This is a genomic window from Pirellulales bacterium (assembly GCA_035939775.1).
Lineage (GTDB): Bacteria > Planctomycetota > Planctomycetia > Pirellulales > DATAWG01 > DASZFO01.
The window spans coordinates 1-21,778 of record DASZFO010000014.1; the positions used below are offsets into that span (position 1 = coordinate 1).

The 21,778-nt window shown below is 60.7% G+C and carries 22 protein-coding genes; 19 read left to right on the forward strand and 3 right to left on the reverse strand.

The features are described from left to right. Together VGY55_00425 and VGY55_00430 are read right to left on the reverse strand one after the other, a co-directional pair. Positions 1-1,998, reverse strand: a 1,998-nt coding sequence (locus VGY55_00425) for a protein kinase (protein HEV2968418.1), incomplete at its 3' end; no start/stop codon positions are given. A 603-nt stretch (positions 1,999-2,601) separates the two neighbouring features. After that, a complete protein-coding gene (locus tag VGY55_00430; GenBank protein ID HEV2968419.1) occupies positions 2,602-3,159 on the reverse strand; it encodes a hypothetical protein in 558 nt (185 codons plus the stop codon). A 392-nt stretch (positions 3,160-3,551) separates the two neighbouring features. On the opposite strand from VGY55_00430, the gene VGY55_00435 reads away from it, so the two are divergent. Further along, on the forward strand, positions 3,552-3,896 hold the full coding sequence (locus VGY55_00435) for a PilZ domain-containing protein (GenBank protein ID HEV2968420.1): 345 nt from the start codon (positions 3,552-3,554) through the stop codon (positions 3,894-3,896). Between the two features lie 669 nt (positions 3,897-4,565). Here the strand turns inward: VGY55_00435 and VGY55_00440 are convergent. Beyond that, positions 4,566-5,222, reverse strand: a complete 657-nt coding sequence (locus tag VGY55_00440; GenBank protein ID HEV2968421.1) for a helix-turn-helix transcriptional regulator — start codon at positions 5,220-5,222, stop codon at positions 4,566-4,568. 259 nt (positions 5,223-5,481) lie between these two features. On the opposite strand from VGY55_00440, the gene VGY55_00445 reads away from it, so the two are divergent. From VGY55_00445 to VGY55_00530, 18 genes are all read left to right on the forward strand, one after another. Next, positions 5,482-6,210, forward strand: coding sequence for a hypothetical protein (locus tag VGY55_00445; GenBank protein ID HEV2968422.1), 729 nt, complete (start codon positions 5,482-5,484; stop codon positions 6,208-6,210). 39 nt (positions 6,211-6,249) lie between these two features. Then, the gene (locus VGY55_00450) at positions 6,250-7,857 is read left to right on the forward strand and encodes a hypothetical protein (GenBank protein ID HEV2968423.1); all 1,608 of its coding nucleotides are present in this window, start codon (positions 6,250-6,252) and stop codon (positions 7,855-7,857) included. A gap of 322 nt (positions 7,858-8,179) precedes the next feature. Further along, positions 8,180-8,554 (forward strand): hypothetical protein, encoded by a 375-nt coding sequence (locus tag VGY55_00455; protein ID HEV2968424.1) that lies wholly within the window; start codon positions 8,180-8,182, stop codon positions 8,552-8,554. A gap of 817 nt (positions 8,555-9,371) precedes the next feature. Further along, positions 9,372-10,658: a GAF domain-containing sensor histidine kinase gene (locus VGY55_00460; protein HEV2968425.1), complete on the forward strand. Its 1,287-nt coding sequence runs from the start codon at positions 9,372-9,374 to the stop codon at positions 10,656-10,658. 595 nt (positions 10,659-11,253) lie between these two features. Beyond that, complete coding sequence (locus VGY55_00465) at positions 11,254-11,598, forward strand: hypothetical protein (GenBank protein ID HEV2968426.1); 345 nt, start codon at positions 11,254-11,256, stop codon at positions 11,596-11,598. 72 nt (positions 11,599-11,670) lie between these two features. Beyond that, positions 11,671-12,018, forward strand: a complete 348-nt coding sequence (locus VGY55_00470) for a DUF1257 domain-containing protein (protein ID HEV2968427.1) — start codon at positions 11,671-11,673, stop codon at positions 12,016-12,018. Between the two features lie 203 nt (positions 12,019-12,221). Next, complete coding sequence (locus VGY55_00475) at positions 12,222-12,764, forward strand: hypothetical protein (GenBank protein HEV2968428.1); 543 nt, start codon at positions 12,222-12,224, stop codon at positions 12,762-12,764. A 153-nt stretch (positions 12,765-12,917) separates the two neighbouring features. Beyond that, a complete protein-coding gene (locus tag VGY55_00480) occupies positions 12,918-13,472 on the forward strand; it encodes a hypothetical protein (GenBank protein ID HEV2968429.1) in 555 nt (184 codons plus the stop codon). A 16-nt stretch (positions 13,473-13,488) separates the two neighbouring features. After that, entirely contained in the window at positions 13,489-13,734 is a 246-nt protein-coding gene (locus tag VGY55_00485) for a hypothetical protein (GenBank protein ID HEV2968430.1), read from the forward strand. Between the two features lie 136 nt (positions 13,735-13,870). Next, positions 13,871-14,062 carry a hypothetical protein gene (locus VGY55_00490; GenBank protein ID HEV2968431.1) on the forward strand — a complete coding sequence of 64 codons (192 nt, stop codon included), beginning with the start codon at positions 13,871-13,873 and terminating at the stop codon, positions 14,060-14,062. A gap of 99 nt (positions 14,063-14,161) precedes the next feature. Further along, positions 14,162-14,383, forward strand: a complete 222-nt coding sequence (locus tag VGY55_00495) for a molybdopterin converting factor (GenBank protein HEV2968432.1) — start codon at positions 14,162-14,164, stop codon at positions 14,381-14,383. A gap of 101 nt (positions 14,384-14,484) precedes the next feature. Then, the gene (locus tag VGY55_00500; protein HEV2968433.1) at positions 14,485-15,501 is read left to right on the forward strand and encodes a hypothetical protein; all 1,017 of its coding nucleotides are present in this window, start codon (positions 14,485-14,487) and stop codon (positions 15,499-15,501) included. Then, entirely contained in the window at positions 15,449-16,150 is a 702-nt protein-coding gene (locus VGY55_00505; GenBank protein ID HEV2968434.1) for a hypothetical protein, read from the forward strand. Before VGY55_00500 ends, VGY55_00505 begins: the two co-directional genes overlap by 53 nt. Beyond that, on the forward strand, positions 16,140-16,826 hold the full coding sequence (locus VGY55_00510; GenBank protein ID HEV2968435.1) for a ThiF family adenylyltransferase: 687 nt from the start codon (positions 16,140-16,142) through the stop codon (positions 16,824-16,826). Before VGY55_00505 ends, VGY55_00510 begins: the two co-directional genes overlap by 11 nt. A 444-nt stretch (positions 16,827-17,270) precedes the next feature. After that, the gene (locus VGY55_00515; GenBank protein ID HEV2968436.1) at positions 17,271-18,386 is read left to right on the forward strand and encodes a hypothetical protein; all 1,116 of its coding nucleotides are present in this window, start codon (positions 17,271-17,273) and stop codon (positions 18,384-18,386) included. A gap of 830 nt (positions 18,387-19,216) precedes the next feature. Further along, on the forward strand, positions 19,217-19,402 hold the full coding sequence (locus VGY55_00520) for a hypothetical protein (protein HEV2968437.1): 186 nt from the start codon (positions 19,217-19,219) through the stop codon (positions 19,400-19,402). 531 nt (positions 19,403-19,933) lie between these two features. Further along, positions 19,934-20,446, forward strand: coding sequence for a hypothetical protein (locus tag VGY55_00525; protein ID HEV2968438.1), 513 nt, complete (start codon positions 19,934-19,936; stop codon positions 20,444-20,446). Beyond that, on the forward strand, positions 20,443-21,279 hold the full coding sequence (locus VGY55_00530; protein ID HEV2968439.1) for a PD-(D/E)XK nuclease family protein: 837 nt from the start codon (positions 20,443-20,445) through the stop codon (positions 21,277-21,279). Before VGY55_00525 ends, VGY55_00530 begins: the two co-directional genes overlap by 4 nt. The last annotated feature ends 499 nt before the right edge of the window (positions 21,280-21,778 follow it).

A 21,778-nucleotide genomic window follows, 5' to 3' on the forward strand; every position in this document is an offset into this window, starting at 1 on the left:
TAACGACTCGAGAGCCATTCCTTTGAGCGGAGAGAGTTCCCGTACATGAGAGACCCGCAAATCTAACTTGGTCAATGGCATCCCTCTGAGCGGCGATAAATCGGAGATATTCGTGAAGCTGCCATTCAGCTCCGTCAGGCGCATCCCTTTGAGAGGCGACAGGTCGGACACCTGCGAGGCTCCGCAATCCAGCTTCGTTAGGGCCATCCCTTCGAGCGGCGACAGATCAATTAAGTTACTCACTCGCTGCCAACTGCTGCCGCGACAATTCAAATCCTTCAATCCTTGCAGCGCCCGCACTGGTGAAATATCGGTCAAGTTGTCTGACACAAATCCAAGTTCGGTCACCACACCGTTCACGATCTTCGGCGTCCCTATTCCGTCGGCGCCCGTAACTCTCCCATCGAAGCCGGGATTCAGTTCCATCAGCTTCTTGGCGACGGCATCCACCTGATTCTCCGCGGGCAAGGCTGCGACCTCCTTCACCCATTGCTGGAAGGCGGGGTCTTTAAACGTGGTAATCTTGCTCTCCTGTCGCTCCAACGTCGCCTTGATCGACGCTGTTCCGCCCGAATCCATCTCGAAATCTCTAGCAAAGAACTTGAACCCATCCTTCTCGACCTTGAGTCGATGCTTGCCCGGATCGACGGAGATCGAGATCGAGCCCTTCTCGCTGGGACGGGTGATCTCAATTCTGCCCTCCTCATTCAAGACTTGCACTGTGGCATCGGGCTGATTGACCTCGACGACTAGCGTGCCATCTTTGGTCTGCAAGTTGAAGACAACGCCAGCCAGGATCGCCACGCCAAGGACCGCACCGCCGACGATGCCCACAAACTTCTTATTGGACTTGCCGGTCTTCACCGAAACCGATTTCTTGTCGAGCGTGGGCTTGCGAAGCGTGTCCAGCGTGACGTTTCTGAGAAAGGTCATGATGCCGCTGCTGGAATTCCTGCCGACCGATGGCTGGAGGCTAAGTGATGTCGGCTGATCGGAATTGCAATTCTTCAAAGCTGCGATAACCTCGCTCATGTTCTGATAGCGATTTTCGACCTTCTTGGCGAGCATCTTGTTGAATACGGTCTGGAGTTGTGCGGGCACGTTGTTTCCCAGGGAAGGAATAGGGGTCTCGCGATGGGCCAGCAGCTTTTCCATCATGGTATCGCCGTCGTAGGCGGCTTTGCCGGTTAGCAGGTAGTAAAGCGAGCAGCCGAGGCTATAAATGTCGGCCCGTGCATCGGCGTGCTTGGAGCTGAGGGCTTGTTCCGGGGCGATGTAATCCGCAGTTCCCAGAACTGCTCCACTGCCTGTCAATTCGGCCTGAGTTGCAGCATCGCCATCGGCGTTGATCCAGGCCAAGCCCATGTCCAGAATCTTGACCGTGCCTTCGGAATTGAGCAGCAGATTAGCGGGCTTGATGTCCCGGTGAATGACGCCGTGCATGTGGGCGTATTCAAGGCCACGGGCCGCTTGCATAATGTAGTTCATGGCCTTGGCGACGGAAAGCGGGCCATTTCTCCTGACCAACGCAGAGAGGTCGCTCCCCGCCACGAACTCCATCGCCAAGAAGCGGCTGCCATTCGCCTCATCGGCGTCGTAGGCGGCTACGATGTTGGGATGGCTCAGCTTCGCCGCCGCCCTAACTTCTCGCTCGAAGCGAGCGACGGTCGCCGCGTCCTGCCTGACGTTCTTGGGGAGCATCTTGATCGCCACGATGCGGTCCATCGGTCGGTGCTGAGCCTTGAAGACCAACCCCATGCCGCCAGCCCCGATCTTGTCGAGGATAGTGTAGTTGCCGATGTTCAGGGACTTGGCTCGACCGTGGTAGATTTCCTGAGCCTGGAACTTGGTCAGATGATGGCTCTTGACGAGCTGCATAGCGAGTTCCTGGGCGTCCTTCGGGGTGGCCTTTGGCGGGATGAAGTTATCAAGCTTGCCGGGCGTAATGATCCCCGAATCGGCGATCTGCCGGACGAACTGTTCGAGGGCGACGGCCATAGACTTCCTCGCCGTAAGCTGGACGGTCCCTCAGTATAGCCTGCCGAAGCCGCCGGATGGGGTTGGCCGCTCGCCGGCTCTAATTCGCGAATAGGATGTCGCCTGTCGGGAGAGTCAACGGTATTTAGGTGCCGACCACTCGACTTACCGCAGGTAGTTGACAATCTGTAAGGTCCTGCCGCCGCAGGACGAACGGCACCGACTCCATCGACCTTGGCTCGGCCCACGGGCTGATCCCCCGAAGACCAGCACGCTCGATGCCAACGGGTGCGGGATATTAAAAAAGGTTCGTCCGCAGAACTTGTTGTTGTTTTTAGCCATTTCTTGCGAGCGTCGTCCGCCCGACCGACGTAGTTTGCAGCGGCGGTCGAGCCAACCGCCGCAGGCAAGCTAAAGTCGCCGTTAGCCGAGATACGCCGTCGTCGATGAATGCCGGGAGTTCGTGAAGGTTAGCCTTTAGCCTCATTGCGAGGCAGCCAGTCGGATCGAGGTCTCCAGACTGATGACTTCGTCGCACGACAACCTTATACAATTGGCCGCCGGCGCTCAATTGAACGCCGGCGGCCATGCTTGCAGCGGAAACGACTCTGTTCGTCCGGTGACTTATCCGGAAGTGGCGGGTTGCAGCGCCGCAACCAGCGCACGAACATCGACCGAGAAGATTCCGATGAGTTTGATTTTGCCCGCCGGATTGAACGCCATATACACGGCGATTGGCAGAGTGGCCGGATCCTTGGCCTTCGACTCGACGACCAATTCCCCCATCAACACGACTTCAGATCCGCGGGTGATTTCGGTCGTGATCCGGAAGTCCTTGTGAAGATCGCCATAGATATCGCGCAGAGCTTTCTTGGCAGCCTCGCGGCCTTGGTATTCCGCATTCATCCCCACGAGCGCGGGATCACCGGCGGAGTCCTTGGTCGCCGTGCCGAGCCGGACGTTGAACACCACGTCGTCGGCCAGCAGTTGATTCCAGGTTTTGAAGTCCCAGTGATTCAGCACCCCCCGGACCATTTGCCGGGCCTGCGCCAATTGCTCGACTTCGGCGTCGGTTTTGGCCGGGTCGGCGGCCCGTGCGACCGAACCGCCGGCGATCGCGCAACAGATCGCCAGCGCCGACGCGACAGAACGAGATTTAAGTTCGACGATGCTACGGTACATATTATCCCCCTTTGGGTCGAAAGAGTAATAGTTGTGACGACACGCGTCAGCGGGACGAATGCAACACGCGCTCGCGTCCCCTTGGCCACTCGGGAAAACCTTCTTCGGATTGGCGCCGGCGTTGAAAGTTAGCTCAAAACCGCCTCGGAGAAGGGGACAGACGGACAGACCCCATTTTTCTCCGCGGACTGCGCAAAATGGCGCCAGTCCCCGGCGGCTTTGTGTGCCGGCGTTAGCCGACGGGAGCAGACCCGCGGCGCATTTGGCATTCCAAGAGGTTCAAGCGAAAAGGGAGCAACACATGTTTGCCGCACAGGCAGGGACTGGAGAAGCCACCGCCGTTGAGGTGATTCAATACTAAGGAGGAGGTCGTCGCCTTCGTTCAGCAACTGATGAATGACATTCAAGCGGACTACATCGTGGAGCGACGCGCCGAACCACGCTGCCCGGTTTGCATTTCGATGGAGGCGATCCCGTATGATAGCCACGGCCATAGGGCCAACCAGCCATTCACGGCCGTTACGAAGGACGTGTCGGCTAGCGGCATTTCATTCCTGCACGATGCAGTGATTCTGGATCGGTTCTTGTTGGTCCGATTTCACCGGTTGAACCAGCACAATTCGCAACAGATCGTCTTGGAAGTGAGTCGCCGGCGACAAGTCTGGCCTCTTTGGGAAATCGCGGGAAAGGTTCATAGCGGAACCGAAGCAATTCAAGGGCAAGACCCCCTCGCGTGAAGATGCGGCTGGCGGCGTTTAGCGATGACGTTACTTCCGCGCCCGTCATCAGCTGCCGCGTCATGCGCTTTTCTCCGGCCGCTTGAATTGCACGTGCACTCAAATCGTCGCTGGACCTATTGCCCAACGGTCTGCCACTCAGCGTATACGGCGGTCGGCTCCGAGAATCCCCGATGCGCCGATGGCTGCTCGCGAGCCTTGATCTTCCGTCACAGCGCCCGCCATTCCGCCTCCGGCCGTAACTCCGAAACGTCGGCTCGCCGATAGAAACGCATCTGCCGATAGCGGCCGACCGGCTTCGCACCGGGGCGGGGAGCGAAATAGGCGGTGGGAGCCACCAGGCAGTTGTCAGGGATGTCGGCAATGCGACTGAACTCTTTTATGCGTGGGACGCTCGATTCCCGCCCGGTGGAACTAAGTCCGCTGTCAGTCGGATCGTAAGTGGAGCGGCCGCGTGGGGCAAGCCGCGACCGGCGAGCCGCCCGATTCTCGTCAGGCTTCCACCGGCAACTTGGCCAACCCGAATTCCACGAAAACGACCGCGAGGACTCGCCGGTCATCGAGGTTCGCTTCAAAGTCGCCGAGATCATCAATCTATGGATCGGATGTTGCGCTGTAGTCAAGTCCATGCGGAGCATCAAGGTTGCAATGAGTCGCGCGGCGCGCGGACTAAAGAGCAGCCCAGACCATGCCGACACAGTGACCAATCACCGTCGGGTCGCCACGGACGATGCGGCGGGCCGACAGGGCCTCCCATCCGCGGTGTCGCTTTGGACGGGCTAGGAATACTCCCTTGGAAGACTCCAGCACTTGTATTTCCGCAGCGGGCGCGACGGACTGCGAAATCAAGATCAGATCGCTCTTTCGCAAACGGCCGCGTCGATCATCAAGTCCCAGCTGTAATAAATACGGCTGCTGGGCCCCACGTACTTGCTTTGCGGCCGGTCCGCTGACCTCGATAACGCTGCCATTCCAAAGAGAATGGACGAATGGGTCGCCTTTGATCGGGTCCGCAAAAAGTGGCAAACGGATCCAAAAAGATCGCCATTCGCCGGGCGCAGCTCCTCCCAGATCTCCGTGGCACGGTTCGGCTCCCGAATCAATGAACCATCTGTGCCGCCGACCGAATCCTGCTTCCAACCGGCGAGCAAAGAGTTCGCTGATACGTCGTCGTCCGGCACGGCAGTCGCATATATATTGCGGGCTGACCCCGAGCCGGTGCGCGACACGCTGCTGTGTGATTCCGTCGGCCGCCAGCTCGTCGAGAAACTTGCCGAAACGTACCTGCGGCAGGAAGTCGTCGGACACTCCATCGTCACTCGACATGGCGGGACTCCAGAACGAGAGCGAGACCAATTCCAAAAAAAATCGAAAACCGCTGTTGAAACTTCACGATCAGGGTACTAGCATCGGGTATTGTATTGAAAGCAACGATTCTAACGCACACGGAGGTGCAAACATGATCAGCCGTCCAAAGCAGCTCGTTCACGCGGAGCGCTATTTTCACGGACCGGATTGGCGGCGTCAACTGGCTATCGCCGCGGCCGAGCGCGGCGGCCGTCGACGCGGAATTCGCCTGGACGAGGTGATTCGCCGTGCGGCGGACTTCTATTGGCTGCGCCAACAGGGCTCATCAAATGCTCGGACCGCGGCGGACCGCTACCCGGAAATCGCCGCCGCTGAGGCGGCCTGGAGCAATCCCTCGCTCCGCGAGCAATTGCAGCTGATGCTCTTGGGCGGCTGCGAGCCGGCGGAGATCGCCGCACGGCTCGAGCTGTCGCCCACTGTCGTGGAGATGATCGAGGGTCTCTTTTTCGACGTTCGTCCGATGATCAATTCACCGATCTGGGTCCTGGCCCATGTCATCCGCCGGGAGGCGGACAAGGGGCACGACGATCATGCCGCGAGGCTGCGAATGGCATTGTTCGGCCGCCAGATCGCGGTGCGAGCGCTGCTCGACGCCGAGGACGGCCTGCCCCTGGATCACTCCGAACGGATCGCCGCCGACATGCTGCTTCTCGAGGCGAAATCCCGCCAGTGTCTTGAAATTCACCTGGGACCGGAACGGGCACGCGAGTTTTTGGAGCTGTATTCGAATTTCCACCTCGAGACGCGTCGCCTCGACTTGGAACGCGAAAAGTTCGCGTTCGCCGTGCAGCGCTGGAAGGAGCTACGCGATCTGGCGCGGGCAAGAATCGAGCTGAGGCGCGAGGAACTGGCACAGCAGGCGAATCGGGCCGAGCGTGGCCGTGACGCCGCGGGCGTGCCGGAAACGTCCGGCGTCATACCGCTTTCTAGTCAGAACGCTGCGTGAGGAGTTTAGTTTTCTTATCCCTTGTTGGAGAAGCTTGTCATGGACGATATTTACAATAGTTACCTAGAATTCTGCCGCCCCTTCAAAGCGGCGCCGCCTTGGGACGTCTTGCCGGCCGATCCAAGAGCGTTTGTCGGGCCGTCGAACCCGGCGGCGACACTTGAGAGACTCGTCGAGCGCCATGGCCGGCAGGCCTTGGTTGGCAGTGGCCTGGCCCAAGTCGGCGCCGATGGCGGCCTCGCGATCTGTCCGTTGTTGGCGGATCCCGACGTGCTGCTGGTCGCCCTCCGCGCTCCCCATTGCGCCGGCGTCACGGACTTGATGACTTCCGCCGGCAGCATCGGCGTTGAGGGTCTGCCTTACCTGGCGGTGTTGCGCGACGCGCCCACCGTCAATGCGCTGATCGCCTATGGTCACATGTTATTAGTGACCAGCGACCTAAACGGCGCGATTTTGCTGCGAGCGTTGGGGTTGGCGGCGGTGCCGGTCAGCGGGCTTGAGAAACTCGATCGACGAGGTCTTGAGTGGCTGAGCACTTTGTTCGGAGTAAAATGTTCATCCTCCGAATTGTACGACGACGAGGCCGCTCAGCCGGCCGCGCCGGACCAGCAGTGGGCCAGCGAGCTGGATCAGGACGCCTGCACGGATGAAGCGTGCGACGACGATGAAGACGAGATCGCTCAACCCGCCGCGCCACTGCAGCAGCAGACCGGCGAGCCGGATCAGGACGCCTGCCTAGATGAAATGTGCGACGACGATGACGAAGAGGCAGTAGAGGCCGCCGCACAGCCAGCCGCGACGCCCCAGCAGCAGGCCGGCAGTCTGGACCAAAGCGCCCCTGCCGTTACCGAATCTGAACCGCGGGCGGTCTCGAAGCCGATCGAAATCGTGCTCGTCGGTTGGTCGCTGCAAGCGCTTCAGACGAATTTCCTGGAAGGCCTTCAGGCAGCGATCGATCGTCTTAAGGACTTCCACAGGTTTCGAGGACTCGACCTTTTAAGAATCAGCGTTTGGACGCCAACCACAGAGAGTCTGGCTTCAATTCGTTTTGGCATCGAGCAGCATGAAGCCGACTGGGTCAGAGATGCCATCCTCGAGAGCCTGGATAGTCAATTCTGTTGTTTGGAAGACTTGCAGAGACACGATATCGCAGCCGCGGAACCCGTCAACCTGGCGTCGGCGACAGAACAGCTGGTCGAAGCGCTCGCTGCCGACGACGGGAGCGGCAGCCGCCGCGGGCGTAAAGAGGCGATGGCCAGCTACCGGCGATTGACCTATGAGAAGCTCATCAAGCCGCTGTTGCGCGACGCCGAAGCCATGTCCGATCCTCTGAAAGCCGCGCAACAGGCGCAGTTCGCCCAACTCACGAATGTGTTTCTCGCAGCGTGGCCGTCTGCGATGGAGGCCGAGCTGCCGGCCAACTCGAAGGGTCTCGCCGTCGGATTCGGAAAGGATTCGCCACTGGCCGCGCTGCTGGCGACCGGCAAACAAATGATTGCCCTGGGACAACAATTACAAAAATGTAAGCGAAATCCATCGATCAAGAAGAATCGCGCTCCCTTGACGATCACCGCCAAGCCCGCGGGCAACTTGGCGTTGCCGCAAAGCGTTAGCGCCGCAGGGAGACTAAGGATCGAACTAGCGTGACCTCCAGATCAGCGGCCACGGCCGGCGGCCGCGCTTTCTATTTCGGGGCGGCGACGAACCGTTTACCTGGGCCACGATGGCGCTCGAGTCGATCAGGCACGATGGGCGACGGAAACTCGCTTCTCCGCCAGCAGCGAAAAAGGCGAGTCGAGGTCTGGCGCGACGTGTTTGGGACAAAAATGATTTCGTGACGGCACAGCACGGCTGGTGCTGGCGTCAACACATCTTGGAGTAAAAACTCTGGCCAAACCATCCGCGAGCGTCGCTTGTGGGGTATGGCAATTGTGGCATCTAACCTATCGACAAAAGGAGAAAAAGGATCATGGATGATCGAGAGAATCCCCCTGAACAGCAATCACCCATCGCCGCCGCTGAAAGCCTATCGGCGGGTCGGCCCCCCAAGAGTCGCGGCGATTCGATATTTCGTCGCCAGCGCCGGCAACTTCGGGAATACCGGAGGCAGGCACTCAACAACCCGAATCATCTGGCCGCCGGGCTGGCCTATGTCACTGCAGATTTGTTGGAACTCGAAATGCTTGTCGCGCGGGTCTTGCGGAGGGACCTGCGCGTCGACTCTTCGGTAGAGGATGTAGAACAGCGGTCTGCGTCAATCGGCCAGGTGATTGGCTTGTCGAAGCAGGCCGCGCAACTCAGCAAACTTCAAATGCAGCTAACCCGGGTCATCGAGGACGAATGAAGCTGAAGGCCGTCGGCCGAGATTGAGTTGTTGCAACACGCTCATATTCAGCCCGACGCGGCGTCCATTCACTAGAATACATCCGCGTGGCAGTCGTCGTTCGATTTTTTGGGGCGGAAGTTCATTCACGGCGAGCCGGTCGATGAGCTTCTCTCCGGCGATGCCTGACTGCTGCCGATCCGTCAATTCAACGAACAGCTCGGATTGACGGCTGAGTTCGCGTCTGCCTTGCACGACACGGTAGGTTCAATCGGTCGAATTCAGCTTTGCCGAGATTACTCGGGCGGGGAGCTACCGCATCCGGCCCGGCGACGCCGATCAGAACGACCACGACCAGTTGCGTTAGATCCCGTCTTCAAGCTGATGCTGGCCACGTGCCCTCGGCGACGAACTGGCTGACCAAACTTGGAAATGCGCCGCGGCCGGCACTCCGGGCCAGAGGGGGTTGAAAGTGCAACCGTTCGGCCCAAGATTTTTCTGGAAATGACGCGGACGACTCGGCAGGGGCCTCGCGCTTCGCGCCGTAACGCATTTTTGAAGGCGCGGCGACAGGTGGCCGGAATGCCGGGCCGCTGAAATCCATTCGTGACGGATCTCGTCTTTTTTGAGCTAGTTCTGGGGCCATCCTGAGTGACAATGCGGTTTCGTGAAGTAGAATGGGGGTCGCCGTTTCCGGCGGATTGTCCGCGGTGCGACCGGCCACCGGACGAGAACTTCGGGAGATTCTCAGGCACTTTGATCACGCGGGCGTCACATGATTGAGCCAGCTGACACTCGGACCCGTCGTCGGCCGACGGCGGTTGCGAGCCGTAGCCCGGTGGATCAGGAGCCGGGATCTCGTCGTCGCAAACTCGCTGGCGACGAGGACGCGTCGAGGACGAACGATCAGATCAAGGCCCTGCTCCTGGCCCAATCGCAAGTTCTGGAGTCGATCTCCAAAGAGTCCCCGCTCACGGAGATGCTGGAATCGTTCGCTACAACGATCGAACGCCAGTCCGACGACATGCTGTGCTCGATTCTTCTCTTGGACGGAATGACGCTGCACCATCGCGCGGCGCCGAGTCTCCCCGCCGAATACTGCCACGCGGTGGACGGCGTCAAGATTGGTCGCTCGGTAGGTTCCTGCGGCACGGCGGCATTCCGCAAAAAGCAAGTGATCGTCTCCAACATCGCGACGGACCCGCTGTGGGCCAACTATCGAGACCTGGCGCTGCGTCACGGGCTGCGCGCGTGTTGGTCGACTCCCATCTTCAGCAGCACGAGCAAAGTGCTCGGGACGTTCGCTTTGTACTATCGAACTCCGCGGCGGCCGAGCGAGCGTGAATTGCAGCTAATCGAGACTTGGACCCATCTGGCGGCCTTGGCCATCGAGCGGAAACTGGCGGAAGAATCTCTCCAGGCCGAGCGGCGGCGGCTGCTCGATCTTTATGAATCCCAGGAGTACGAACGAAAGCTCGCGGCTTACGAGATTCATGATGGCATCACCCAATACGCGGCCGGCGCGATCATGCACCTGGAAAGCTATCAGCGAGCACTGGGTGGTCAGTCGTCACCGCCGGAACTTCAGTTGGTCGACCATCTCGTGCGAAAGACGTTGGAAGAGAGTCGCCGTCTGATTAACGGATTCAGGCCTCCCATTCTCGACGAACAAGGGATCGTCGCCGCGATCGAGTATCTGGTCGAAGAGCAGACCGCTGCCGGACCGAAGGTCACCTTGGAACTCAAATCCGAGATTCCGCGCCTGGCACCCGCGTTGGAGACCGCCATCTTTCGCATCACTCAGGAAGCGTTGACCAACGCCAGAAAACACAGCGGCAGTCGGAAGGTTGAAATCAAGCTCGACCATGATCGCGATTGGATCCATCTCGAAGTGCGGGACTGGGGCAAAGGTTTCAAGCCCTCTCGTGGCCGTAAAGGTCGTTTCGGACTGCGAGGGATTCGTGAACGCGTCAGGTTGTTGGAGGGTAAGGTCGCCATCGAAAGCCGACCAGGGAAGGGGACTTCGGTCTCAGTTGATCTGCCGATCCTTGTGCTGCCAAAGCAGGCCGAAAACCGCAACAATCGCGGACCGCTGCGGTCCGTGACCCGCGGAAGTCCTCGCTGAGCGCCGCGGCGCGGTACTCGGCACGCTCGTTCTGGTTCCACCGTCGCAAGCGTTCGAGACGAAGAGTTGCGTCGTCGAGTCGGGCTTGGCCAAGGCGATTAATCGACTCCAAAACTGCGCCATAAGACGTGAGACCGGAATTAGCCCTTTGCAGTTGAATTCTCGGCCGGCCTCTCGTCCTTCTCGTCGCCTGCTCGCACTCTTCACGGCTGGAACTTTCTAGCGGCTCCGCATTCGTTGCGGCGCCGTCTCAACCCTCAAATCTTTCTGAAGGAGACCCGCCCATTGAAACCCCTGTTGTTGTTTTGGTGAGTAGCTCGCTCGCCCTGCTAGTCGTCACGATCGCGCTGGTGCGCGAAGTGCGTCTCCGCAGAGCCTTGCAGCGGCTGCTGGCCCGACTATTGGCCCATTGGAGAGGAAAGGAACCATGAAGAACTCTTGTTTACTGCAGCTCGTGTTTTTCTGTCTGCTCGGCACGCTGTCCGGCGGCTGCGATTCGGATGACTCGCGTGTGGCGAGACTTTCACAAGAAGCCGCTGCTCGCCAAGCGGACCAGAACCGGGAGATGGCCCGCCTAGTCGAGTCCCAGCAGGGCATGCAACAAGGCATCGACGCCCAGCGCGGCCATCTCGACGAGCAGCGCACGGTGCTGGAAGACGAGCGGCGGGCGATCGCCGCCGAGCGGGTCCGGGACCCGATCATCGCCAACGCCCTGACGGGAGCCGTCGTCCTGGCCGCTTGCGCATTGCCCCTGATGCTCGCGTTCTTCGTTCTGCGCGGCTCCCACAAGTCCGACCCGGACGATGCCGCGCTCAGCGAACTTCTGGTGCATGAACTCGTGGCGGACAAACCGCTCTTGCTTCCCCGGCCGACCCTGCCGGCGCTCGAGGAGCAATCCAATCAACTCGAGACCAATTCCCTGCCCACCAAGGATCTTTGAAGCCGAAGATAGTTCGCACACCGCGTGGATCAATTCCCATTTCATTCCTATCCCAAGAAAGGAGGACACCGGTTGTCCCACATCGTCGAGATCAAAACCGAAGTCCGCGATCCGGACGCATTGCGGGCCGCTTGCCGGCGGCTGGGACTGGCTGAACTGGTTCACGAGACCGTGCAGCTCTTTAGCGGCAAGGCGACCGGCTGGGCGGTCCGGCTTCCCGACTGGAACTATCCGGTCGTCTTCGACACAACCCGCGGCGAGGCTCGCTACGACAATTTCAATGGCCGCTGGGGCGAACAAAAACATCTCGATCGTTTAATGCAGGCCTATGCCATCGAGAAGTCGCGGCGCTCACAATGCGCCTCCAGCAATGTATCGGTTCGCCCGGGTCGTACGTCCAATCCTGCCACACACAATTAAAGGCTGTTTGCCTCAGCGTTTTTATCGTCCCTTTGAACCAAGCGGGAGAGACGAAGTCGATGTCACACATCGTCCAGATTCAAACTACGATTCGCGATCCCGTCGCCGTGACTGCAGCCTGTGCTCGACTTATGTTGGCAGGGGTAAGTTATGAATTGAGGCGCCGCATTGCCGAACCGCCGCCACACGAAAAGGAGATACCCATGTCGGAACCCATTCCTGCGGAAATCTGGATCGGCGGCAAGACTCGTCGTGAGCAAGTGCCGCAGCTCTGCAAGGCGATCGAGGACGCTGGCGTGGCGCTCGAATGGGGCGATGCGTACTTCGCGCCCGAGACGGGCGAGGAACTCGAGACCGCCTGCCAGGACAAAGATGGCGTGCGATTGTTGTGTCTTTGCGACGACCAGGCCAACTATGGTGAGTTCAAGCTGCTGGAAGAGTTTCTAGTTCGCGAGAGAATCACGTACCGTCGCAAGTCCGACGCGAAGTACGAATTCGACGCCGAGGTCGTCGAGCACCGGCCGCAGGTCGGGCAGGTGCGCTATCCGTCCGACAGCAGCGGCCAGCCATTCGTGCCGCTAGCGACCATGATGCAAATCGCGGCGACGATCGACGAGGCGGCGAACACGGCCCAGGGACAAACGGCGCTCGAACTCCTGCGCCGACTCCGCAACGTCCAGCAACTCCTGCATGAGGCGCTGCCGGTCGTCGTGCCTCCGCTCGAACCATTCGAGATCGTCGGCTGAACGATCGGCGCGGTCACCGGCATTCTTCGTCGCCGTCCTGGGCCACTCTTCCTTTGCTGCGGCTTCGATCGCGCAGTACGGCAGCCGTCCAATTCGCGAAGCGTGCGGCGCTCAACGCGTCTTTCTGGGGCTTGCTCTCTCGCAAGTCCGCTCATGCCGGCAGAACTCAAGTCCGCGGCCCGCGAGCGACTGGGGAGGCTGTTCAATTCGGCGGACTATCCCGAATCGCTCGACGGGCTGTTCGAGGTCGAATGGGATTTTCCCAGCGTCGAGCCGCCGGATTATCTCCGGCAGCTCAGCCCCGAACTGTATCGCCAGGAGAGCCAGCGGGTCGCCGCCCGGTTCGACGAGGCGATTCGCCTGGCGGAAGAGGCGTTCACCGCCGAACTGGCCAAGCTCATCTCGCACCTCACAGAACGGCTCTCCGGTCAGGAAGATGGTAAGCCAAAAATCTTCCGCGATTCGGCCGTCGAGAACTTGAACGACTTCTTCCAGCGGTTCCGCGCGCTCAACGTCGGCTCTGACGAGCAACTGGATCAGCTCGTTAGTCAGGTGCAGAACATCGTCCGAGGTGTCGAGCCACAGCAGCTCCGCGACCTACAGCCGCTCCGACAGCAGGTGGCCACTCAGTTGTTGGGCGTTCAATCGGTTCTGGACGGGCTGATGATCGACCGGCCGCGGCGGAACATTCTCCGCCAACCCAAGTAACTCGAGGGCCATCGCCATGGAGATCGTCATTTCTCCTCAAGGCCAGGCTAAGGCGATCTACGACGAGGCCATTGAACTGGCAACTCTCGGCCAGCTCGCAATCCGCCGCGCCCCATCCGTCGAGCCAGATATGCAAGGCCGGTGGCTGACAGATCTCTCGCCGGTAGCTGGTCCGTGCCTCGGTCCGTTCGTTTGCCGTAGCGTGGCCCTCGAAGCCGAGCGGGCTTGGCTCGAGACTAACTGGTTAACGGGCCAAGACTGACGGCGTCCTCGCTCCGCGGCGCTCTTCCGGCGACCACGTCTCTACGCGTGTTTCATCAGGCCGCAGTGCGCGTTGCGCCGCGGCTTGTTTTCTTGTTCGCGATTTCATGTCACCCGTTTTGGAAAGGACCCATTCCATGACCCAAGCGCAACTCGAACGCGAGATCTCCCGCGCCACCGGAGAATCCGTCACCACGATCCGCAACCTGGGCTTCAGTCTGATCGAGCCTCCGGAATTGGAGCCGCTCACCATCGACTGGGACGAACTCGAGGCCGCCCGCGTCGGGCTGTTTCCCGCGGCTCACTCGCGGCGTCTGTTGGCCGCCTGAACCGGCTTTTGTCGTTGATCCTCGGCGACGAGCTTTCGTAGTCCGTGGTCGTCCGTCTTTTTCCTTCGTCCACTCCTATTCGCTCTTGGAGATCAGTACATGAAGATCTTTTTCATCAATGCCCAGGGGGCCGGCTTCGCCAACCATATCGAGGTTCGGCGCGGAACCACCGTCGAACAGCTCTTCCACGAGCGGGTCCCCGGCGGCAAGCCGGAGGACTATTTGATCCGCGTCGATCGTCAGCCGGCCGCGGCCGGCGAAGTCCTCAAGGAAGGGCAGCGGGTTTCGTTCACTCCGACCAAAATTGAAGGCGCCGGCTGAAATGCCGATCCGCTGAGTGGCCTGCCGGCATTATTGCCGGCAGGTCACTTTTCTACCTCCGACATCCTTATCTTCGTCCATCACAAACAGAGGCCCGAACTATGAAGCAGAAACAGCGCGCACTGCTGGCAATGGTCAACGCCATTCGGGCCGATCTGGCTCGGCGGCAACGGCCCGATGACCGTGCCACCAGGCTGCCGGCGGATGCGTGGGACGATCTGGTTCAGATTACGCGGCGAATCGAACGCGCGGAGCGGAAGGGTTGGCATCTGGCCGCCGCGCAACTGGCCGGAGATCAGACGTTCTTGGCCACCTGCGTTCAGAGCGAACTGGCCACCTGGATGGAGTGTCGGCGGAGCCGTCCAGTTTCCAGACCGCTGCCCAACGCATCAGACCTGTTTCGAGACCTCGCGGCGCTCCAAGAGGAGTTCGGCGAGGTGAAGTATGAAGGGGGCCAGGAACTCTGGGTGACCACCGAGCCGATCGAGCTGGAAGGGATCCGTTTGGGACGATTTCAGATTCGGCTCAACTGGTTGGCGATCGGCGCGAGTACGCCCTACCGAGTCGTGGCACTCGATCCCAACCCGGCCGCCAGCGACGACAACACGACCCATCCGCATGTCCGTCACGAGCACCTTTGCGAAGGTGGTGGGCGGACGGCGATCGAACAAGCACTGCGGGATTGGCGACTTTACGACTTCTTCCTGATCGTCAATCGGATCTTGCTCACCTATTCTCTGGGCAGCGCCCACGTCGAGCTGGCCGACTGGCACGGCGCGGCCTGCCGGAGTTGCGATTGCTCCGTCGACGAGGACAGCCGTTACGATTGCCACGGCTGCAATTGCACGCTCTGCGCGGATTGCACCAATTTCTGCGGCTGCGGCTACGACTTCTGCTCGGACTGCATCTCGAATTGCCCGCGGTGCGACGAGAACTGCTGTCAGTCCTGTCTGTCGATCTGCGCTAAGTGCAAGGCGGCCGTATGTAGCGGCTGCCGTGAAACTGAAACCCTGTGCAAGAAATGCCATGAACGAGAAACCGCCGATGCCGAAAAGGCCGCTGCGCTTGCGAAGCGGCCACCGAAGCGTAAAACCCGCCGCGCCCGCGCTGCGGTTTAGCCCGACTGCCTGGGCCAAGTTGATTTATTTGCGCGACCGGGGACCGACCGAGGTGGGCGGATTCGCGATCGCGGCCGCCGATGACGGGTTGTTCGTTGAAGACGTGCAGATGGTCCGCCAGCGGTGCACGCCGGTCTCAGTCAAGTTCGACGACACGGCCGTGGCCGATTTCTTCGATCGGCAGATCGACGCCGGGCTTGCGATGGACCGCTTCAACCGGATCTGGGTCCACACGCATCCAGGGAATTGCCCGTTGCCGAGCAACACGGACGAAGACACGTTCGACCGCGTGTTCGGCCAGTTCGAGTGGGCCGTGATGTTCATCCTGGCCGAGGAGGGCCAATCCTACGCCCGGCTACGATTCAGCGTTGGGCCGGGCGGCGCGATCACGATCCCGGTCAACGTCGATTACACCCGCCCATTTGCCGGCAGCGACTTGGCCAGTTGGGAGCGCGAGTACGCAACCAACTTGAATCACGAGCCAGCGTCCCGCCGCGATTGGCTCGGTTCGCCGGTTACGGCAGTTGAAATGGAAGCGAACGGGTTGCAGAATCCGCGGGAGATTTCCGACTCGTTCTTCGATCCCTTTCGGGACGATCGTCTTGATGATCACGAACTGTTTTTGGAAGGAACCTTGTATGACTCGTGAAGTAACCCGATTTGAACGACAGAAGGATTTGGTGCCGCCGGAGCGCCTGGCCACGGTGCGGGCGACTGTGATTGGCGTCGGTGCGATTGGCCGTCAAGTCGCCCTACAGCTAGCGGCCATTGGCGCGCCCCGATTGCAGCTCGTGGATTTTGATGCGGTGGATCAAACGAACGTTACCACGCAAGGCTATTTGGCCGCCGACATCGGCCAAGCCAAGGTCTTGGCCACGGCGGAAGCGATTCGCTCGCTTGATCCGGCCATCCAAGTCGAAGCGATACTCGACCGTTATCGTCCATACCCGGACATCGGTGAAGCGCAGTTTTGTTGTGTCGATTCGATCTCGGCCCGCGACGCCATTTGGCGCTCGGCCGGCCGCGGCTGTCGGTTCTGGTGTGACGGCCGGATGCTCGGAGAAATCATCCGTGTGCTCGTGGCGGCCGATCCCCGCGGCCGGGCCCATTATCCCACGACGCTCTTTGCGCAGGCCGAGGCCGAGCCCGGCCGCTGCACGGCCCGCAGCACGATCTACGCGGCCGCCATCGCCGCGGGTCTGATGGTCCACCAGTTCACGCGCTGGCTTCGCGGGCTGCCTACCGATCTAGATAACACGCTCAATCTGTTGAGCGGCGAATGGTCGGTCGTCTCGCCGTGCGGCCGGTCCGGAGTTCCTTGGTAGCCGAGGCGCCGGACGTGATTCGTGGCGTGCGGGATGAGCGCAGTTTCCCCGAAACTATCCTCCAGGGAGTTCTCCGATGATAACAATCTCGCGATCTTTGGCCCGCCGACTTCGGGCCGTGTTTCGCCGCGCGGGAATCAAACCGCTGGGCGGCTATCGTCCTCGGGTTTCGTTGCAAGCCGGACCCGACGGATTGCGGATCCATTCACTGACCGCCGACGTTGCGGTCCAGTACCTTCAGCCAGGCGAACATCCGCCTGAAGAATTCGCCGTACCGGTGGATTTGCTCGACGAGTGCCACGGGAAGCGGGACGATCCCGTGATGCTGGAAGCGCGGACGAAACAGAAAATCGTCGCCAGTTGGCTCGACGCCGGAATTCCGCAACGGGCCGAATACGACGCGGAGTCAATCAAGAAACCGTTCCCGGAATTGCCCGCGAGCTCGTGGCCGTCGATTCCGCCTTCTGGCAAACGCTGCGGGATGCGGCGGAAAGCACGGACCCGAATCCGACTCGCTTCGCGCTCAACGACATTCAGTTGTGCGGCGAGAGCGGCCTGGTCATTGCCACCGACGGTCGGCAGATCTTCCGGCACGGGGGGTTCCAATTCCCTTGGTCCGAAGACGTGCTGATCCCGGCGCCGGCGGTGCTCGGCTCGACCGAGCTGGCTGACGACGGTGGCGTGGAGATCGGCAAAACCGAGCGGTCGCTGGCGTTGCGGATCGGCAAATGGACCTTGGCCCTGACGATCGACCGCGAAGGACGATTTCCGAATATGGAGGAGATCATCGCGCGGGCCGAGTCCGGCAATTCGGTGCTGCGATTGACGCCCGGGGACGCCGAGTTCCTCGCCACCGCGCTGCCGAGACTCCCGCGAGAGGATCCCACTTGCTGTGGCGTGACGGCCGATCTGAACGGCCGAGCATTTGTCCGAGCGGAGTGCGCGTCGAATGTGCCGGTGACCGAATTGGAGCTTGCGAATAGCACAGTCGCGGGCGAGCCGATCCGCGTCGCGATGGACCGGCGGTACCTGGTGCGGGCTCTCAAACTCGGCTTCAGAGAATTTCGTTTGACGACTCCGGAGGTTCCGGTCCTTGCGGCCGACGGGCGGAGAGAATACATCTGGGCGCCGTTGAGCCCCGCCGGCGCCGTCGGCACCGCTGACAACGCGATCAAGATCGCATCGCCATCTGAAGGCGCCGCGCGTTCTGCTTCCTCAACAACACCCATCAGGAGACAGTTTACGATGTCCGAAAGCATTACGACGGCACTCAGTGCCGACGGCGCGGCTGCGATCAGCGCCGAGCTGGTGGCCACTGGCAATCCCGCCGGCAGCGACGCCCGTGGTGCGGCCACCAAGGTCCGGAATACAACGATTCGCAAATCCAGCCGTTCGAGCAGCGCCACGACGCTTGACCAAGCGATCGCGCTGCGCGATTCGCTGCGCCGGCCGGCCAGCCAAGCGGGCGACCTGGTCCGGGCGATGAAGCGGCAGCGCCGTGAGGCAAGTCTGCTTCGCTCAACGCTCGTCTCCCTCAAGCAGCTTCATGCGGCCGGGTAGTTCGCGCCGGCCACACGGGCTTTGGGTCTTGCGTCCGCGCCGGTTCCGTTCCTCGTCGTCGACGATCCGTAAGGTACTGGCGACCCGCTTCGCTCGGCCACCAGTGAAAATGAATGCGAGTGTCTCGTCGGTAGCTTCGCCGACCACGGGGCGGTTGTGTTCCTTCCAAGCATGACCGCCCCCGGCCAGCCGCGCTCTTGTTGGCCGGAATATCGAATCATGATGGCAAGCGTCTTGCAATCAAAGACTTAATGCAAGCGCAGGCCGTGCGTGCCGCATTCTTGGCAATATTCTTGGCAATGCCGACATGGATCTGCAAACATTCCGGCAGTACCGTCCCCGGGTTGCCGCCTGAAGTGCGCTTCGGCCGCCCGATTAGCGGAATTGCCAGTTTTTCAGCGAAAGGTACGATATTATGGTCCCGCCGGAAGGAATTGTTCCGCCGCCATCCGCATTGGGCCTCGTCCTATGCGAGGGAATTTGGACGGACGGAGCGACCGGCAAGAAGTTCATTCTTAGGTGTTTCACGGCGATTCGTGCTCGCGAGTTCCCGGCGATTCAGCCGCTCTTGAGTGCTTATATTCTTTTGACGAATAGTCGCGGGAAAGTCCCATTCAAGGTCGTCGTCGATGTCGATGAGGAGCGAGAGCCACTGGCCGAAATGGCAGGCGAGAATGAGTTCCCCGATGTGCGGACTGTTGTGTCGATCGACGCAGTCATGATGGGGTCTCATTCCCGTCCGCCGGTGAATACCGACGTCAAGCGTTCGTCGATAACGAGTTCATCATCGAACGCAGTTTTATCGTCGTGAAAGCTCAATACGTGCCGCAATGAATCACCATTCAGGTAATACGACTACGATCCCCGAACCCTCGTTCGTCATCAAAAGCGGCACGACGCCGCAGCCGAATGCCACAAACCTTACGCTGGGCGCGTCCGTTCTGCCGTTCGACGAGATCAAGGTTCTTCTCTCTGCGACGCCGCTGCGATTGCCCAAGCGAATTCCCAAGAGATGAAGTTCGCGGATTCGAAATCGCGCCCCGCCGATCCAGGCGGGGTTTTTCATGCGCGAAATATTGCCATGATCGGCGGGAATTTCTTGGGCTACTTCAGTTCATAGCCGCCGGGACGACCGCGCTCGCAACCCTGTCCGGACGCTGACAGCCCCCAGGCCCGCGAGCAGTAGCGCGTTCTGCTCGGAGATTGACGGTTGCTGAAGTATGACTTCGGGTTGAACGGATCGGCCGTCCCGCGATCTTGTGGGTCCCAGTTGTCGCCGCCGTCGGTCGTATGCAAGAGCGTACTGTTGAGATCAACTGCCCGGGCATTCAGTGAGTCGACGAAACTCGCACCAAGCAAAGTGGTGGCGCGAGTGGACTGGGTCGCGCAGTTAGTCCGCGGTTGCACTGGGCTCTATGGGACACCCAGGTTGCACCGCCGTTTGCCGTGTTTGCCACCGCCGATCCGAAAATCTTGGCCCAGATAGTCTGGGCAGTTATAGCGTCGCGCCGGCGGCCAACAAATTCTTACAGACAAGGGAGGATTCGATGCCACTAAAACTTAATGTCGGACTGAGCAAGAAGGTCGGCCAGCCGAATTACGGCAGCCTCGGTGCGTCGTGCCACGTCGAAATCGAATTGGACCAATCCCTGATCTTCAGCGACCTCGACGGTTTCCACGAGCGCGTCCGCAACACGTTCGTCGCCTGCCGGCAAGCGGTGCAGGATGAGCTTTCCCGGTTCGACGGCGCCGCGACCGGCGATACGTCGGCCGATGCCCGCGGCCGCGGCTCCGCCAATGGCGTCTTGAGCGACAACGGCTCCCACTGCAATGGCAATGTCTATCGGGCCTCCGAGAAGCAGGTCGATTACGCGCGGCAACTGGCCGGACAGATTCGCGGTTTGGGCATCCGACGCCTGGAGACGCTCGCCAACCGCTTACACCACCGGCCGCTGGCGGATTTGTCGAGCCTCGAAGCGTCGACGCTGATCGACGCCCTGAAAGACATCAAGGCCGGAAAAATCTCTCTCGGCCACATCCTGAATGGAGCCGCCGCATGAAAAACGAACCCATCACCCGCGACTTGCTCGCGGAGCAGCGAGGCGGCCTGTGGGACTACGTCTCGCCGAGTCGGCTGGCCCTCTGGCTCAAGTGTCCGCTGGCCTTCAAATTCCGCTACGTCGACGGAGTCGAAACCCCGATGAGCCCGGGAATGTTTGTCGGCCGCGTGGTGCATTCGGCGCTGGAGAATTGGTACCGTCATCGGCAGTTCGGGATCCGGCTCGAGCCGGATGACGTGGCCCGCCGACTCGTCGAATCCTGGGGCTCGAGTTTGGCGTGCGAGCGGATCGCGTTCGAATCGTGCGCCGAGGAGGAAACAAGCCGGAAGCAGTCCGTCGATCTGGTCCTGGCGTATCTGGCTCAGCTCCCTGCGGACGAAGCGCCGCCGCTGGCGATCGAGACGGCGATGAAGGCGCCCCTGGTCGACCCGGGCACGGGCGAAGATTTGGGCGTGCCGCTCGTGGGCGTGATCGACCTCGTGCTCGACGAGCCGGACGGCGGGGTGATCGCGGATTTCAAGACCACCTCCCGCGGCGGCGAGCCGCTCGAGACGGCCCACGAGATCCAGCTCAGTTCCTACAGCTATCTGTATCGTCACACGTCGCCCCGGCCCGAATCGGCGCTGGAGATCAGAAACTTGATCAAAACGAAAACGCCGAAAATCGAGACATATCGCTACGGTGCTCGAAACGACCACCATTACCGGCGGCTCTTCGCCGTGGTGCGCGCCTATCTCGACGATCTCGACCGGGGGCGGTTTGTGTTTCGGCCCGGGCTCGGCTGCTCGATGTGCGACTTCCGCGACACGTTGTGCCCCTCATGGGATGGCTGAAATGGTCGCCGCGGCGATCGTAATCGTCATCGAACGGAAACCTGCGCCACCCGAGATCAAATGCCTATCCATCCGCTGAGTGATAATGAACTCGTTCGGGGTCCGATTGAGATCGCCAGCACTGTCGCTACATCGGATGTGTCGTCTCGCCGGCGCCCTCCCGCTCCGCGCGGGAAGGCGCCGGTCAAGCCGTCGCGCGGATCGGTAGTCGCATGTTTGTTTTTTTAGCTATTGCGGCTTGAGGCGATTAGGCCGGTCGCTTTCCACCCGACGGTCCCCACGTTTCATCGGGTAAAGTCGTATCCTTGCCAAAGCAGAATTCGCAGACCATTTCGCATCCGACAGGGCCTGCAGCGGAGATTCCGCCACGCGACACCGATAGACGTAAAACGTCCAAGCAATGTACGTTCCCGAGATTTGAGGCGACCGATTCGATCGAGAGACCCGCGCTGGAAGGTCGGGACCCAACCGCGACGGAGAATGAGATCGGTCTCCGCGG

Excerpts from the sequence above, each read along its gene's own strand:
- VGY55_00465 (HEV2968426.1), top strand. The coding sequence starts at position 11,254 with ATGCAACAAGGCATCGACGCCCAGCGCGGCCATCTCGACGAGCAGCGC.
- VGY55_00525 (HEV2968438.1), top strand. The coding sequence starts at position 19,934 with ATGCCACTAAAACTTAATGTCGGACTGAGCAAGAAGGTCGGCCAGCCG.
- VGY55_00510 (HEV2968435.1), top strand. The coding sequence starts at position 16,140 with ATGACTCGTGAAGTAACCCGATTTGAACGACAGAAGGATTTGGTGCCG.
- VGY55_00455 (HEV2968424.1), top strand. The coding sequence starts at position 8,180 with ATGGATGATCGAGAGAATCCCCCTGAACAGCAATCACCCATCGCCGCC.
- VGY55_00530 (HEV2968439.1), top strand. The coding sequence starts at position 20,443 with ATGAAAAACGAACCCATCACCCGCGACTTGCTCGCGGAGCAGCGAGGC.
- VGY55_00495 (HEV2968432.1), top strand. The coding sequence starts at position 14,162 with ATGAAGATCTTTTTCATCAATGCCCAGGGGGCCGGCTTCGCCAACCAT.
- VGY55_00500 (HEV2968433.1), top strand. The coding sequence starts at position 14,485 with ATGAAGCAGAAACAGCGCGCACTGCTGGCAATGGTCAACGCCATTCGG.
- VGY55_00475 (HEV2968428.1), top strand. The coding sequence starts at position 12,222 with ATGTCGGAACCCATTCCTGCGGAAATCTGGATCGGCGGCAAGACTCGT.
- VGY55_00430 (HEV2968419.1), bottom strand. The coding sequence starts at position 3,159 with ATGTACCGTAGCATCGTCGAACTTAAATCTCGTTCTGTCGCGTCGGCG.
- VGY55_00440 (HEV2968421.1), bottom strand. The coding sequence starts at position 5,222 with ATGTCGAGTGACGATGGAGTGTCCGACGACTTCCTGCCGCAGGTACGT.
- VGY55_00435 (HEV2968420.1), top strand. The coding sequence starts at position 3,552 with ATGAATGACATTCAAGCGGACTACATCGTGGAGCGACGCGCCGAACCA.
- VGY55_00520 (HEV2968437.1), top strand. The coding sequence starts at position 19,217 with ATGAATCACCATTCAGGTAATACGACTACGATCCCCGAACCCTCGTTC.
- VGY55_00480 (HEV2968429.1), top strand. The coding sequence starts at position 12,918 with ATGCCGGCAGAACTCAAGTCCGCGGCCCGCGAGCGACTGGGGAGGCTG.
- VGY55_00490 (HEV2968431.1), top strand. The coding sequence starts at position 13,871 with ATGACCCAAGCGCAACTCGAACGCGAGATCTCCCGCGCCACCGGAGAA.
- VGY55_00485 (HEV2968430.1), top strand. The coding sequence starts at position 13,489 with ATGGAGATCGTCATTTCTCCTCAAGGCCAGGCTAAGGCGATCTACGAC.
- VGY55_00450 (HEV2968423.1), top strand. The coding sequence starts at position 6,250 with ATGGACGATATTTACAATAGTTACCTAGAATTCTGCCGCCCCTTCAAA.